The organism is Microthrixaceae bacterium (assembly GCA_023957975.1).
Classification (GTDB): Bacteria; Actinomycetota; Acidimicrobiia; order Acidimicrobiales; family Microtrichaceae; genus JAMLGM01.
On record JAMLGM010000010.1, the window covers coordinates 60,903 to 76,275 of the forward strand.

The following is a 15,373-nucleotide window of genomic DNA, read 5'->3' on the forward strand; positions in this document are numbered from 1 at the left end:
GCACCAGCCATGGTCGAGGACAGTTCACAGACGAGCCCCGTTCGACTCGCCGTGCTCGGCGTCATTTGCGTCGCGTTGTTCTCCGCGATGTTCGCCAGGCTCTACTACCTCCAGATCATCGATCATCAGACCTACCAGGAGGTATCCCAGGCGGTGCACCAACGCACCAAACAGGAGGAGGCCCCGAGGGGCCGGATCCTCGACCGCAAGGGGCGGGTTCTGGTCGACAACGAGACGATCGTGGTGGTCGGCCTCGATAAGGAAGCGGCCCGCGGCGCCGGCCTCGGCAACGGCGAGGGAAGTGACCGCCAGTCACAAATCGACCTGCGCACCGAGATGTTCAACCGTCTCGCATCGGTGATGACCCGCCTGCAGCAACCGGTCAAGGTGCTGGAACTCGAGACCCTCTACACCGATCGACGCTACGGGCCCAACGATTTCATCCCCATCGCCAGCGACGAGGTGACCGAGGAGCTTCAGGCATTCCTGATCGAGAACAAAGCGGATTTCCCCGGGGTATCGGTTCGAACTCGCACGGTCCGCTCCTACCCCTACGGCACGCGGGCGGCACACATCCTCGGCTATGTCGGGCGGGTGAACGCGCAGGAGTTGGAATCCGAGCTCGTCACCTCCCAGGGGACCCCGGAGCAGCCGGCCGACGAGAACGCGAAGCCGTATGCGGCCTCCGACGAGATCGGAAAGGCGGGAATCGAACGCACGATGGAGCGGTACCTTCGCGGCAAGCCGGGAATCACGGTGATCCAGGTGGATGCTCGAGGGCAGCGCATCGGCACGATCAAAGAGCCAGAACTCGAACAGGGCGACGACGTCTGGCTCACGATCGACATCGACGTTCAGGCGTACCTCGAAGACGAGTTGCGCAACACCGTGTTGTCGCGGCGGGGGAACCTGGCCGGATGCAACCCGGACCCGTGCAACTCCACCGATGGAACTTCGGTCATTCTCGATCCGCGCAACGGTCAGGTGCTCGCCATCGCGAGTTACCCGAGCTTCGATCCCTCCGAGTTGGTCAACGGCATCAGCACCGAGGCCTGGGAGCGGCTCACGGCGAAGGAGTACGGCGAGCCCATGTTGAACCGGGCGACCTCCAAGCTGTTCGCCCCGGGTTCGACCTACAAGCTCATCACCAGCATCGCCGGATTGAGAGCCGGGGTGACCACGGCCGATGAGTGGTACCAGGACCGCGGCGTCTATGAGATCCAGAACTGCAAGTGGGCATGTACACGGCAAAATGCTGGCAAGGCCAGGCTCGGCAGCGTGAACCTCGAAAGTGCGATCACGAAGTCGTCTGACACGTACTTCTATCGGATGGGCGATCTGCTGTGGCAGCGCCGCGATGTGCTTGGAGAGAGCCCGATTCAAGACGTCGCCGCCGAGTTCGGGTTCGGCGCCAAGACCGGAATCCAGGTGACCACCGAGGCGACGGGGCGGATCGGCACACCTGCCTGGTTGCGCGACGCCTACGACGCGAACCCGGGGGCCTTCGACCACCGGGACTGGACGGTGGGTGACAACGTCAATGCCTCGATCGGGCAGGGCATGACCGACGTGACCGCCATCCAGTTGGCGAATGCGTATGCTGCGTTCGCGAACGGCGGCACCCTGTTTCAGCCACAGATCGTCCTACAGGTGACCCATCCGATGTCGATGGCGCGCACCCCGGCGGACCTCGAAAACATCACGACCGTGCTCAGTTGGGACCCAAGAACCCTGCGGAGCGAACGAATCGCCTTCAACGAGGTCGACTACCAGGCGATGTACCGGGGGTTCATCGGCGTGACCCAGAGCGGTTCGGGCACGGCGAGAAAGTCATGGCAGACCTTCACCCCGGATTTCTCCGTCGCCGGCAAGACCGGTACCGCTCAGGTTCACCGCAAGGCTGACACCTCGCTGTTCGTCGGCTGGGGACCCGCCGATCCGACCGGTGCGGTGCCGGCGGCCTACGTGATCGCATCGATCATCCCCGAAGGCGGCTTTGGCGACGTGGCCTCGGGCGCGTTGACCATGAAGGTGTTCCGCACCTTGTCGCGCATGGAATGGCCCGTCGCATCGTTTACCCCGACCAGGTCGGCCGCGGCGGGTCCGACCACCAATATTCCGGAATCGGTGTCGACGACCACGACCACGATCCCGATCGCCGGATCCGAACCACCGCTCGGATCGACCGGCGAGGCGATGCCGACCGAATCGAGCGTGCCGGCAACCGATGGTGAATCTCCCGAGGTCGCCCCGGCCGGTGCCGCGGAGGCGCAGACCCCGTGATCACCTCGCGTCCTGCGCCGACCGCGGTGAAGAGCCGCGACATGAATGCCGCATGGCGTCATGTCGATCTCATCATGTGCGTGCTCGTCGGGCTCACCTGCCTGGTGGGAACGCTGATGGTCTACAGCGCGACCCGGACCAAGCCGGCGCTCAGCGGCTACGTGGACAAACACATCATGTTCATCGTGATCGGCATCGGCGTCGCGGCGCTCGTCGCTTCGTTCAACTACGAGCGGCTACGGGCGCTGTCGCCGATGATGTACCTGGTCGTGGTGGCGATGTTGGTGGCGGTGTGGAGGTTCGCCCGGCCGATCAAAGGTATTCGAGCCTGGTTCGAGCTCGGCCCGATTCAGATTCAGCCCGCCGAGCTTGCGAAGTTCGTCGTCATCGTGTTGGTGGCTACGTACCTCGGCAGCATCGACGGCCAGCTGAAACTGAGGCACCTGATCACCTCGCTGGTGATGTTCGCGATTCCGATGGGCCTCATCATGTTGCAGCCCGACCTGGGAACCAACCTGGTGTTCGTGATGATCGCCGCAGGCATGCTGGTGTGCGCCGGGTTTCCGCTGCGCTACATCGTGACCCTGGTGCTGGTGGTGGTCGTCGGGGTGGTGGCGATCCTCAATTCCGACACCCTGGAGGACTATCAACGCGATCGCCTGACGTCGTTCGCGAGCGCGGACAGCGACAGCTACAACACCCGCCAGAGCCAGACCGCGATCAGCCTCGGCGGCCTCGCCGGCGCCGGGTACCTGCAAGGTGAATACACCAAGGGCGGTTCGGTCCCCGAACAGCAGACCGACTTCATCTTCACCGTGTCCGGCGAGGAGTTCGGGTTTCTCGGATCGAGCGTGCTGCTGCTGTTGCTCGCCGGGATCATCTGGAGGGTGTGGCGCACCGCTCAGGTCGCCCGAGACCGCGTGGGTTCGCTGATGTGTATCGGCGTGTTGTGCCTGTTCATGTTCCATGTGTTCGAAAACGTCGGGATGAGTCTGGGCATCATGCCGGTGACCGGCATTCCGCTTCCGTTCGTTTCCTACGGCGGTTCGGCGATGATCACCGCGTTCGCCTGCGTCGGTCTCGTGCAGAACGTGCACATGCGTCGATACCACTGAGCGCACCGTTGTCGGACGCTGGTGGAGCGGCGGCAACACCGGCGTTACGCGTGGTTCAGCGCAGCGACACCTTGCTGAGTAGCATGGTCGCACCATGACGTCGCTGTGGAACGAGCTCGAACCGCTGCTGCACCGCGTTTCCAAGCCGGCCCGCTATATCGGCTGCGAACAGGGTGCGCAGACACCGGAGCATGGCTCCGGCGTCGTTTCATGGCTGCTCATCTACCCCGACACCTACGAGATCGGCCTACCGAATCAAGGTTTGCAGATCCTCTACGAGATCCTCAACGAGCGCCCCGACGCGGCTGCTGAACGGGCTTACGCGCCGTGGGTCGATCTCGAGGCAGAGCTTCGGTCAAAGGGTCTGCCGCTGTTCAGCGTCGACACCCACCGACCAGCGCCGCTGTTCGACCTTTTGGCGTTCAACCTGTCGGCCGAGCTCAACTACACCAACGTCTTGAACTGCGTCGATCTCTCGGGCGTTCCCGTCCGGGCAGCGGATCGCAGCCCGGACCACGCCTTTGTCGTCGCCGGCGGCCACTGCACCTACAACCCCGAGCCGCTGGCGGATTTCGTCGACTTTGTGGTGCTCGGTGACGGCGAAGAGGTCGTCGGGGAGATCACCGAAACCATCGGCGATTGGAAGGCCGACGGTCGAGGCTCGCGCGAGGAGGTGCTCCGCCGTCTCGCGTCGATCGAGGGCGTCTACGTTCCCTCGATGTATGAGGTCGCCTACGAGGGTCGACACATCCGTTCGGTCACCCCGCGGTACCCCGAGTTGCCCGAGGTGGTGCCGAAGCGGACCATCTCCGACCTTGCGGAGTGGCCGTATCCGAAACAGCAACTCGTGCCGATCACCGAGGTGGTCCACGATCGGCTCAACGTCGAGGTCTTCCGCGGCTGCACCCGAAGCTGCCGGTTCTGCCAGGCGGGCATGATCACCCGTCCCGTCCGGGAACGCCCGGCCGATCAGGTTCGCACCATGGTCGCCGACGGCCTGAAGCGCACCGGTTACGACGAGGTGGCGCTGACCTCGCTGTCGACCGCCGACATGAGCGGCATCGCCGATATCGTCAGCGGCATCGTCGGCGATCCCGACAACTGCGGGCAGGTCTCGGTGTCGTTGCCGTCGCTGCGCGTCGACGCGTTCACCGTCGGGATCGCGGCGCAGATTCAAAAGGCCCGCCGGACCGGATTGACCTTCGCTCCCGAAGCCGGCACGTGGCGCATGCGCCAAGTCATCAACAAGATGATCCGCGAGGAAGACCTCTACGGGGCGGTGAACTCGGCCTACTCCCAGGGGTGGCGCCGTATGAAGCTGTACTTCTTGACCGGGCTGCCCACCGAAACCGACGAGGACACGCTCGGCATCGCCGAACTCGCCCGCAACGTCGTACAGATCGGCAAGGAGTACCACAAGTCGCCGTCGGTGACGGTGTCGGTGGGCGGGTTCGTCCCCAAGCCGTTCACCCCGTTTCAGTGGTTTGGCCAGAACACCTCGACCGAGTTGCAGCGAAAGATCGATCTGCTACGCGACGCAACCCGTCGTGACCGCGGCGTTGACCTCAAATGGCACGACCCGAAGGCCACCCTCGCCGAGGGCATCGCGAGTCGGGGCGACCGGCGCATCGGCCAGGTCATCGAGATGGTCTGGCGTCAGGGCGGCACGTTCCAGGAATGGTCGGAGCACTTCGACCTGCAGCGCTGGCAAGATGCCATGGCCGCGTGCGGACTCGACATCGACTGGTACGTGTACCGCCATCGAACCGAGGACGAAATCCTTCCCTGGGATCACCTGTCGGCCGGCTTGCACAAGGACTTCCTGTGGCAGGACTGGCGCGACGCGCTCGACGAGGTCGGTCTTGAGGACTGCCGTTGGACCCCGTGTTACGACTGCGGCGCATGCACCGGATATTCGATTGAACACGTCGTTGCGTCGGCCACACCCCCGGCGGGCGGAAGCCAGGGGACCGGCGTCGATCTGAGCGCCGGCGGTGCCGTACCCGTGTCGCTGCTGTCGCGTCGGCCGGAGGTGACGGTGTGAAGCTGCGCGTTCGGTACACCAAAGTGGGCAAGGTTCGGTTCCTCGGCAATCTCGACCTGGCCAGGAACTGGGAACGGGCCATCCGCCGCGCCGGATTGCCGGTGGCCTACAGTGAGGGCTTCTCGCCCCGCCCGAAACTGCACTACGGACTCGCGCTTCCCATGGGGGCCGAGTCCTTGGCGGAATACCTCGACGTCGGCCTGCGGGACGACATCGAACTTGATGGAGTCGCCGACGCGTTGAGCGCGGCGATGCCGGTCGGGATCGAGGTGACCGATGTCGCCGACGTCCCGTCCGATTCCATCGCCCTCCAGGCGGTGGTCGAACACTGCACCTGGAGATTCGACTTCGACGACACCACGTCGGAGGTGCTCGCAGATGCGGCACAACGCCTGTTGGAGCGCGACGAGGTCCTGTTGACCTTCGAACGCAAGGGCAAGCCCATCACCGAAAACGTCCGTCCGGCAGTGCTGGACCTGAGTGTGACGACCCCGCCGCGCCATGGCGTGGCCTCCCTCTTGGCGACCATCGCCACCAAACCTCGCAGTATCCGACCGTCGGAGTTTCTGACGTGCCTCGCCCTCGAGGGCGACGCGCCACGGATCAGCCGAATCGAACAATGGATGACCATCGACGGTCACCCGGCGCCCTTGACCATGGCGGGCGCGCCGGCCGTCGGAGCCAGTGGACCATGAATCCACCCGGTCATCCTTCACAGGAGCGACATGTCCGAAACCGAACCGAATGCCGAAGCGCTCAATGCGCCGTTGATCCCCAAGATTCCGCCGCCAGCACCTCCGAAACCACCGACGGGAAGGCCCGTGGATATCGGCGAGCCTCCCCCCGGCGGTGGCGCACCGTCGTCGGCGAGCACCGGCGGAACTGACGACGCCATCGTCGGCGAACCCCTCAGCGCGTCGGCGAAGCGTCGGCGCCGCCGCAATCGCGGTGGCGGTGCAGCTGGTGGTGGCGCACAAGGCCAGGGGCAGTCTCCGGCTCAGGGTCAAGGCCAAAAACAAGGCCAGGGCCAGGGCCACAAGCAGGGTCAAGGCCAATCAGGGCGGCCGCCACAGGGCGACGCCACAGCGTCCGGTGCGTCGAAGGGTGCGGCCGCGGGATCAGCGACGGGTTTGGGCTCGTCGGAGCCGGATACTGACGGTCGAAGCGACGGCGGTGGCGAGAGCAAGACCCAGGGCCAGGGCCAGGCGAAGAAGGGTGGGTCGCGCAACCGAAATCGGTCACGAAACCGCAACCGCGCCGCGCAACCGGTCGAGGCGGTTCTCACCGACGAGGACGGTCCGCTCGATATCGACCCCAAGTCGTTGAAGAAGCGCCAAGGTAAGAGCCGCAATGGGCGCGCCGTCGGCCGATACCAGATGAACGTGCACGTCGATTCGGCGGGGCACACCCACATCGCGGTTCTTGAAGGGCGTTCGCTGCTGGAGCACTACGTCAGCCGTCCAGCCGATGACGTGAGCCAGATTCACGGCAATATCTACCTGGGCAGGGTCGAGAATGTGCTTCCGGGAATGGAAGCGGCCTTCATCGATATCGCGACGCCGAAGAACGCCGTGTTGTACCGCGGCGACATCACCCGCGACGCCGATGACGTCGAAGTGGCGGATGACGCTCGCATCGAGGACGTGTTGAAGCCCAAACAGCTCATCTTGTGTCAGGTGACCAAGAACCCCATCGGGCACAAGGGCGCTCGACTGACCCAGGAGGTGTCGCTTCCGGGCCGATTCGTGGTGCTGGTTCCCAACTCGAAGACCTACGGAATCTCCAAGCGACTGTCGGATCAGGAGCGCCGACGCCTGCGCGGGATTCTCGATCGGGTCAAGCCCGAACAGCACGGGGTCATCGTTCGCACGGCCGCCGAGAACGTGACCTCCGAGGAGATCGAACGCGACGTCACCCGTTTGCTGAAGCAGTGGGAACAGATCGAAGCCCTCGCCGCCAAGCAGAAGCGCCCAGCGCTGTTGTATCGCGAGCCGGACATGGCGGTGCGGGTCATTCGCGAAGAATTCAACGAGGACTACCGGGCGGTCATCATCGATGATGCAGCGCTGCACCGTGACGTCCACGACTACGTCTCGGCGATCTCTCCAGCCACCGCCGACCGGGTTCAGTTCTACAACCCGAAGGCCGAAAAGCTGCCGTTGTTCGAGCGCTATCAGATCACCGAACAGTTGCGGAAGGCGCTCGATCGGAAGGTCTGGTTGCCGTCCGGCGGATCGCTGATCATCGAACACACCGAGGCCCTCACGGTGATCGACGTCAACACCGGCCGCAACGTCGGGTCGTCCTCGCTCGAGGAGACGGTGTTTCGCAACAACCTCGAGGCGGCGGTCGAAATTGCGCGTCAGCTTCGACTCCGCGACATTGGTGGGATCATCGTGATCGATTTCATCGACATGGAGATCAAGCCGAATCGCGACGAACTGGTCAGGACCTTCAAGGAGGCGCTGGCCCGCGACAAGACCCGCACGCAGGTCTTCGCCGTCAGCGACCTTGGGTTGGTTGAGATGACTCGAAAGCGAATCGGTGAAGGTCTGCTCGAGAGCTTCGCCGAACAGTGTTCCGTGTGTAACGGGCGTGGCGTTGTGCTGTCGTCCGCCGTCGCGGGCATCGACTAGTTTCCCCCAGCCCGCAGGGCACTGATAGGCTCAAGGATCGTATGTACGCAGTAATCAAGACCGGTGGTAAGCAATACCGCGTGGCCGAGGGCGATCGCGTCCAGGTCGAACGCCTGGGCGAGCCCGGCAGCGACGTGTCCCTCACGCCGGTGCTGGTCGTCGACGGCGACACCACCCTCGCAACGCCCGAACAGCTGAAGGGCGCATCGGTTTCGGCTCGCATCGTCGACGAGACCAAGGGCCCCAAGATCAACGGGTTCACCTACAAGAACAAGTCGAACAACCGGCGCCGCTGGGGTCACCGTCAGACGTTGGCCACCATCGAGATCACCGGCATCACGAAGGGCTGAATCGAAATGTCAAAGACCAAGGGCGGCGGCTCAACCAAGAACGGTCGCGATTCCGAGTCGAAGCGACTCGGCGTGAAGGTGTACGACGGCGGCGTCGTCACCGCCGGATCCATCATCGTGCGCCAACGCGGCACCAAGTTCTACCCCGGCGTGAACGTCGGCCGCGGTGGCGACGACACGCTGTTCGCACTGTCGAACGGCAAGGTGAAGTTCGGCACCCGCAAGGGTAAGAAGCTCGTCGACGTCCTCACGGACTGACCGCGCCAATCCCGGAGGTGCGCCTCCGACCGATACCGGCCCCCGAACCTGCGTCGGGGGCCAGCGTCGTTTTCGGCGACGAACCGTGTGAGGCGAGCCGAGGCGAACCTGGCTTGGGTCGGCGCTCAGAACACGCCAACGCCGAAGGGAAGCGCCGAACGGTCCCAGCCCAGTGAGGTGATGGCCGCATTGAACGCGAACCGGTCGGTCATGCCAGCGACATAGGTGACCGCGTCGACGAGCGCCTCAGAGGAGCCAGCCGGGTGCAGCGGCCGGTCGGAGGGCAGCGATCCCTCGAGCCCGTCGAGCGGCAGGGTGTTGGGTCGATCTGCGAAGTATTCGACGAGGGCCCGCAGCACGCGGATCACCGATTCGGACTGCGCGACCGAGGCCGGACGCATGTAGATCCGCTCGTAGTTGAAACGCCGAAACGCCGCCAAGGCCTCGGCGTTCGACTCGTCCATGCCGATGTGTCCCGTCTCGCAGATCGTGTTCACCATCGCGGAGACGAACGTGTTCAGCTGTTGTTTGCGTGTCGAGCCGCAGCGCTGAGCGACGAGGTCGGGGAGTTGGTCCTCGGTGACGATTCCAGTGTGCACTGCGTCTTCGAAGTCGTGGCAGACATAGGCGATTCGGTCGGCCCAGCTGACGACCTCACCCTCCGGGGTCATCGGCGTCGGGCGGGACCAGCTGTGGTTTCGAATTCCGTCGAGGGTTTCGACGCACAGGTTGAGCGGGCGCAACACGACGTCCGCGCCCCAGACAGCGTGGTCGTAGCCTCCGTCGAGGTACGGAGTGAACGCATCTTCAGATGCGTGCCCGCCAGGGCCGTGCCCGCAGTCGTGTCCGAGGGCGATCGCCTCGGCGAGGGCAACGTTCAGCCCGACGGCCCGGGCCACCGCCGTGGCGACCTGTGCGACCTCGAGCGCATGGGTCAGGCGTGTGCGCTGGTGATCCTCGGGAAAGATGAACACCTGGGTCTTGCCGGCGAGACGCCGGAAAGCGGTCGTTCCGTGCAGGATCCGGTCTCGGTCGCGTTCGAAACACGTCCGGAAATCGTCGGGGGACTCGTCGAGCTCGCGGCGGCCAGCGCCGCTGGCAAGGGTGGCTCCTGTTGCGAGTGTCTCGGCCTCAAGTGCTTCGCGCCGCTCACGGGTCATCGGTTTCGGAGGCGTGAGCCGGTGAAACCCGTCGGCGTGAGCGTGACGCACCGCCGCGTCGTCGGCTGATTGCCCGGACATGGTGGATGCCCAGTGTTCGGCACGTCGAGTGGGTGCAGCGATGCGAGAGGCCATAGGGCAATGCTACGGGTCAGTACCGACAGCGAAGCGGGTTTGGGGGGCGATTGCGGCGCTGTAGCGGACACGCGCCCGGTGGCCGGTATCGAACAGAACGTCTCAAGAACCACCTCGGCCACGCCGATAGAAGGTCGTAGGCCCAGAGGAGCGAATGGAGCACCCGGTGACGACGATGCGAGAACTGCGCAGACTTTCGCGTTCGCAACGCGGCGCCGTCGTGGTCGAATCGGCGCTAATTCTGCCCGTGTTCCTGATCGTCATCTTCGCGACGATGGAGTTCGGGCTGGCGTTTCGCACGTACCTGACCATGTCGTCGGCCGCTCGTGACTCGGTGCGCCACGCCGCAACCATGGGCAGGGACCCCGAGGCGGATTTCCAGGTACTGTACGAGGCCATGCACACCCTCGACGTCGTCGGTGGTGGCAACGTCAGCAAGATCGTGATCTTCAAGGCGACCGGACCCGACTCGACGACCGCATCCGGGGCGCTCGCCGCGTGTCGCACGGCATCGGTGACCAATCTGTGCAACACCTATTCCGGCACGGGCCTGCAGGCGAACCCAGCGGACTTCGGCTGCGGCCCGACCGCGCTCGACCGGTTCTGGTGTCCTTCGAACCGCAAGGTCGCGGTGTCGGACCCGCCGGACTACGTGGGGATCTACATCGAGGTGGATCACCAGGGGATCACCGGGGTGATCGGAATGACTCGAACCTTCAGCGATGAGATCGTCATGCGGCTCGAACCGGTGCGGACATGATCGGGCAGCGTCGTCGATCCGCAGCGTCGCGTCGTCGGAGCGCCTTGCGAGGGCGTCGGGAGCGCGGGGCGGTGTTGGTGGAAACCGCACTGATTCTGCCCATGCTGTTGATGATCGCGCTTGCGGTGCTCGACCTCGGGCTGGCCTGGCGGGCTTCGATGACGGTGACCAGCGCGGCCCGCGCGGGAGCCCGGGTCTCGTCGAATCTCGGAACCTCGTGGAGCACCGACCGCAATGCGCTGATGTCGATCGACGCGGCCCTCGGTGCCATCGATAACGGCGACGTCGTGGCGATCTCGATTTTCCGCTCCAGTTCCGCCGACGGAACGGTTCCGCCGGCCTGCATCACGGCATCGGCCCGCTCCGCCGGTGGAAATGCCGCGGCGCGGTGCAACACCTACACCGGGGCCGATCTCGGCAATGTCGGGGCATTGTCGTTTCCTTCGTCGTGTTCGGGCCGTCACCAGTTCTATTGCCCGTCGACCCGCCAGAACCGCCAGGGTGCGGTCGGCGGACCTGACTACGTCGGGGTGTATGTCGAAATCGCCCATCCCACCATGACCAGGTTGTTCGGTTCGACGATGTCGATCAGCGAAACCGCCGTCATGCGGGTTGAACCGAACGCAGGAGCATGATGATGTCGGTCGCCACCGGTCTGAGGTCAGTGATTCGGCGCCGCGAGTCGGTCCGTCCGATCGGAACGCGTTCGCGACGTCGCCGCGGTGAGCGCGGTTACGTGTTGGCCTTCACCGCCATCATCATGTTGCCGCTGCTGGCCATCACCGGCATGGCCACCGACGTGGGCGCCTGGTACGACCAGGGGGCCAGCCTGCAAAAGGCCGCCGACGCGTCGGCGTTGGCCGGAGTCGTGTGGTTGCCCGATTTTGCGAAGGCGAAGCAGGTCGCGCTCGATACCGCCGAGGCCAACGGGTTCAGCGACAGCGATCCCAACATCACCGTCCAGGTGCAACAGCTGACCAGAACCGACCTCAAGGTGGAGATCACCAACTCGGACGCGCCGGTGTTCTTCTCGCGCTTCTTTTTGAACACGGTGACCATCCGGCGCAACGCGATCGGCACTTATGTGCTGCCGGTTCCGATGGGGAGCCCGAAGAATTTCTTCGGTACGGGGGATATGGCCCCGGCGGCCGACCGCGAGAACATGTGGGCGGCCCTCAACGCGAGGTGTTCGCCGCGTGAACAGGGTGACCCCTTTGGGTCCGAGTATCTCAACGGGTGGAATGGATCGGCGTTCTTTTGCCCGGCCGACCCCAACCCCAACTACGTCGATTCCCCCGGGGATCAGTACGAATACATGATCTATGCCCCGCCGGGACGCACCCAGCCCCTGGTGGTGCACCTGTATCACCCGAGCGTGTCGGGTACAGAACCAGGCGGTCTGAGCGCCGGGGGGACGCCGTGGTCGACGCGCTTTCGGATCTACGCTCCCGACAACACGCCGTTCGACGACGCCGACAACCCGCTCGCGACGTGCACCGGCTCCGGTGAAACCAACCCGCGAACCTACAGCGGTGCGGTGAGCGGAACGGTGTCAAACTGGTCCGGATCGACCTGGTCCCGGTTCTGCACGATCCCGGTGTCGGCGCCGTCGGGCTACTACAAGCTCGGCGTGCGTAACGACGACGCCAACACCGACGCGAGAAGCAACCCCAACACCTACTCGGTGCTCGCGTCCTACAACGGCAACGGCGTGCGTTGCGATCAGCGAACCGACGCACTGTGCCCGACGGTGCAGGGTCGCGACTGGATGTCGATCTACGCATCGGTCACCTCGACCGCGGCGAGCTTCTTCCTGGCCGACGTCGGTTCGGAACACGCCGGCAAACAGCTCGAAATCACCCTGTTCGACCCGGGTGAGGGCGGTCAGACGATCGAGATTCTCGATCCCAACGGCAACCCGGTGCGGATGGACTACTACACGACCGACGGCGTGTTCTCCGCCAACAACGTCGCGTCGATCGATGTGTCGGGCAACTCGTTTCCGCAGTCGGGCCGCCTCAGCGCGTACAAGTTCAACGATCGATATCTGGTGATCACCGTCGACCTGCCGAACAACTACGCCGCGACCTACGGCGCCAACACGTGGTGGAAGGTTCGCTACAAATTCGGCGGTTCGAACGTCAACGACCGCACGACCTGGTCGGTCCGTGTGATCGGCGACCCGGTCCACCTCTCGGACTGACACGACCGGTCCGACTCGCCGCACGCTGACGAATGCCGCACCGCGGCGGTCCTACACTGGCCGAGTGTCCAACTTTGTCGACGAGGCCGCCCTCAACGTGAAAGCCGGCGACGGCGGCGCCGGGTGCGTGTCCTTTCGTCGTGAGGCCCACACCCCCAAAGGCGGCCCCGACGGCGGTGACGGCGGTCGCGGCGGCGACATCTGGCTGCTCGCCGACCGCAACGTCGCATCCCTGCTTGCGTTTCGCGACTATCCCCACCGTAAGGCCACCAGCGGCAAGCACGGGTCGGGGGCTCGCAAGCACGGCGCCTCGGGCGACGACCTGACCGTGCACGTCCCGGAAGGCACCGTCGTGAAGGATCGCGACGGTTCGGTCTTGGCCGACCTTGTGCATCACGGCGACCGCTGGCTCGCGGCGGAGGGGGGCCGCGGCGGCAAGGGCAACGCGAGGTTCCTGTCGAATCGCCGCCGTGCGCCGAGCTTCGCCGAGCAAGGCGAGGTGGGCGAGGAGAAATGGGTGTGGATGGAGTTGAAGCTGATGGCCGACGTGGCCCTCGTCGGATTGCCGAACGTCGGCAAGTCGACGCTCATCAGCCGTATCTCCGCCGCCAAGCCCAAGATCGCCGACTACCCGTTCACCACCCTGGTGCCCAACCTCGGGGTCGTTCGAACCGACGACGACTTCGAAATGATCGTCGCCGACATACCCGGCCTGATCGAGGGCGCGGCGGAGGGCAAGGGGCTCGGCCATCAGTTCCTGCGTCACATCGAACGGGCCCGCGTGCTGGCGATCCTCGTCGACCTTGCCTCGGTGGCCGAACTCGACCCTGAACGACAAGAGGAGATCCTCCTCGCAGAACTGGGTCGCTACCAGCCCGATCTGTTGTTGCGCGAACGGGTGTTGCTCGGCGCTCGGGCAGATCTCGCCGACCCCGACACGATCGACGCGTTCGACGGCCACGTCATCAGTTCCGTCACCGGCCGCGGCGTGGCGGAGGTCATCGGCAAGTTTCGTCAGGCCGTCGAACTGGCCCGGTCCGAGATCGAGGAGCCCGAGGCCTACGCCGTGTATCGGCCGGTGCCCGAGGGCATTCGTGTCGGCCGCAACAGCTACGGCGAGTGGGAGGTGATCGGCCGTGAAGCCTTGCGGGCGGTCGCCGTTTCAGACCTCACCAATCCCGACGCCCTCGATTATGTTCACGACCGCCTCGGCGCGTTGGGGGTCGACAAGGCGCTGGCCCGGGCGGGTGCGCGAAATGGCGACGTGGTGAACATCGGTCCCATGAGCTTCGAATATGAGTCAGGCGATGAGGTGAACTTCGCCGACGGTGGACGATGATTCTCGTCGTCAAGGTCGGAACCTCCTCCATCACCGACGACGACGGGCGACTCGATCGCGAGGCCATCGCCAAGGTGTGCCGCGAGCTCGCAGCGGCGCGCGCCGCCGGCCATCAGGTGGTGCTCGTGAGTTCCGGGGCCATCGCCGCCGGGTTGCCCGAACTCGGCCTCTCCGCGCGTCACCGACCGAAGGACGCACGCACGTTGCAGGCCGTCTCCGCGGTCGGTCAGGCGCGGTTGATGGCAACCTACAACGAGTGTTTCGACGACATCGGCGGGATCGTGTCCGGGCAGGTCCTGTTGACGGCGGACGACTTTCACAATCGCTCGACCTATGTGCAGGCCCGCGAGACGCTCACGCGGCTGCTCGAACTCGGTGCTATTCCGATCATCAACGAAAACGACACCCTGGCCGACGACGAGATCCGCTACGGCGACAATGACCGGATCGCGGCGCTGGTCGCCCAGTTGCTGGGTGCGGAACTACTGGTTCTGCTCACCGACGCTCCGGGCCTGCTCACCGCCGACCCGCGGATCGATGCCGGCGCCTCGCTCATCCACGATGTCTTGGAGTTCGACCACGACCTCGAGGCGCTCGCTGGCGGCTCGGGGACGAACCGGGGCAGCGGTGGCATGGCCACGAAGTTGGGCGCCGCGAAGATCGCGTCGTGGAGCGGGGTCCGCACGGTCATCGCGCGTGCTGCTCGGCCGCAGGTGGTGGCGGACGCTATCGCCGCAGTCGACGGGGTCGGCACGATCGTGTGGCCGGCCGACCGGCGGCTTCCGGCTCGAAAGGTCTGGATTGCGTTCGCCGTCGCGTCGAACGGTCGCCTTCACATCGACGCGGGCGCGGTTCGAGCGTTGCGGGCCGACAAGTCGTTACTCGCGCCCGGGATCACCGCCATCGAGGGCGAGTTCTCCAAGCACGACGGGGTCGAGGTGTTCGGTCCCGACGGCGAACTGGTCGCCAAGGGCACGGTGCGGGTCGGCTCGGCCAGGCTCGGCGAACGCGATCGCACGGGTCAGGGTGCCGCCCCCCACTCGCGTGGCGTGGTCATTCACAAAGACGACCTCGTCGTATTCTGAGTGCC

At 65.1% G+C, this 15,373-nt stretch carries 13 protein-coding genes; 12 read left to right on the plus strand and 1 reads right to left on the minus strand.

Going from position 1 to position 15,373, the window contains the following annotated elements; genetic code table 11:
* Positions 1-9 precede the first annotated feature (9 nt).
* From mrdA to rpmA, 7 genes are all read left to right on the plus strand, one after another.
* Positions 10-2,283, plus strand: coding sequence for a penicillin-binding protein 2 (gene mrdA, locus M9952_13930; protein ID MCO5314020.1), 2,274 nt, complete (start codon positions 10-12; stop codon positions 2,281-2,283).
* Positions 2,280-3,398: a rod shape-determining protein RodA gene (gene rodA, locus M9952_13935; GenBank protein ID MCO5314021.1), complete on the plus strand. Its 1,119-nt coding sequence runs from the start codon at positions 2,280-2,282 to the stop codon at positions 3,396-3,398. Before mrdA ends, rodA begins: the two co-directional genes overlap by 4 nt.
* Positions 3,399-3,492: 94 nt before the next feature.
* On the plus strand, positions 3,493-5,442 hold the full coding sequence (locus M9952_13940; GenBank protein ID MCO5314022.1) for a TIGR03960 family B12-binding radical SAM protein: 1,950 nt from the start codon (positions 3,493-3,495) through the stop codon (positions 5,440-5,442).
* Positions 5,439-6,137: a TIGR03936 family radical SAM-associated protein gene (locus M9952_13945; GenBank protein MCO5314023.1), complete on the plus strand. Its 699-nt coding sequence runs from the start codon at positions 5,439-5,441 to the stop codon at positions 6,135-6,137. The genes M9952_13940 and M9952_13945 overlap by 4 nt, the downstream gene beginning before the upstream one ends.
* A gap of 30 nt (positions 6,138-6,167) precedes the next feature.
* Entirely contained in the window at positions 6,168-8,078 is a 1,911-nt protein-coding gene (locus M9952_13950; protein MCO5314024.1) for an Rne/Rng family ribonuclease, read from the plus strand.
* 41 nt (positions 8,079-8,119) lie between these two features.
* Positions 8,120-8,428: a 50S ribosomal protein L21 gene (gene rplU, locus M9952_13955; protein MCO5314025.1), complete on the plus strand. Its 309-nt coding sequence runs from the start codon at positions 8,120-8,122 to the stop codon at positions 8,426-8,428.
* Between the two features lie 6 nt (positions 8,429-8,434).
* A complete protein-coding gene (gene rpmA / locus M9952_13960; protein MCO5314026.1) occupies positions 8,435-8,686 on the plus strand; it encodes a 50S ribosomal protein L27 in 252 nt (83 codons plus the stop codon).
* Between the two features lie 125 nt (positions 8,687-8,811).
* On the opposite strand, the gene M9952_13965 is transcribed toward rpmA, so the two are convergent.
* Complete coding sequence (locus M9952_13965) at positions 8,812-9,981, minus strand: HD domain-containing protein (protein ID MCO5314027.1); 1,170 nt, start codon at positions 9,979-9,981, stop codon at positions 8,812-8,814.
* 175 nt (positions 9,982-10,156) lie between these two features.
* On the opposite strand from M9952_13965, the gene M9952_13970 reads away from it, so the two are divergent.
* The 5 genes from M9952_13970 (at position 10,157) to proB (ending at position 15,368) form a co-directional block, all read left to right on the plus strand.
* Entirely contained in the window at positions 10,157-10,741 is a 585-nt protein-coding gene (locus M9952_13970) for a pilus assembly protein (protein MCO5314028.1), read from the plus strand.
* Positions 10,738-11,376, plus strand: a complete 639-nt coding sequence (locus M9952_13975; GenBank protein MCO5314029.1) for a pilus assembly protein — start codon at positions 10,738-10,740, stop codon at positions 11,374-11,376. Before M9952_13970 ends, M9952_13975 begins: the two co-directional genes overlap by 4 nt.
* A gap of 2 nt (positions 11,377-11,378) precedes the next feature.
* Entirely contained in the window at positions 11,379-12,944 is a 1,566-nt protein-coding gene (locus M9952_13980) for a Tad domain-containing protein (GenBank protein MCO5314030.1), read from the plus strand.
* Between the two features lie 64 nt (positions 12,945-13,008).
* Positions 13,009-14,283, plus strand: coding sequence for a GTPase ObgE (obgE, locus tag M9952_13985; protein ID MCO5314031.1), 1,275 nt, complete (start codon positions 13,009-13,011; stop codon positions 14,281-14,283).
* Entirely contained in the window at positions 14,280-15,368 is a 1,089-nt protein-coding gene (proB, locus tag M9952_13990) for a glutamate 5-kinase (GenBank protein MCO5314032.1), read from the plus strand. The genes obgE and proB overlap by 4 nt, the downstream gene beginning before the upstream one ends.
* Positions 15,369-15,373 lie beyond the last annotated feature (5 nt).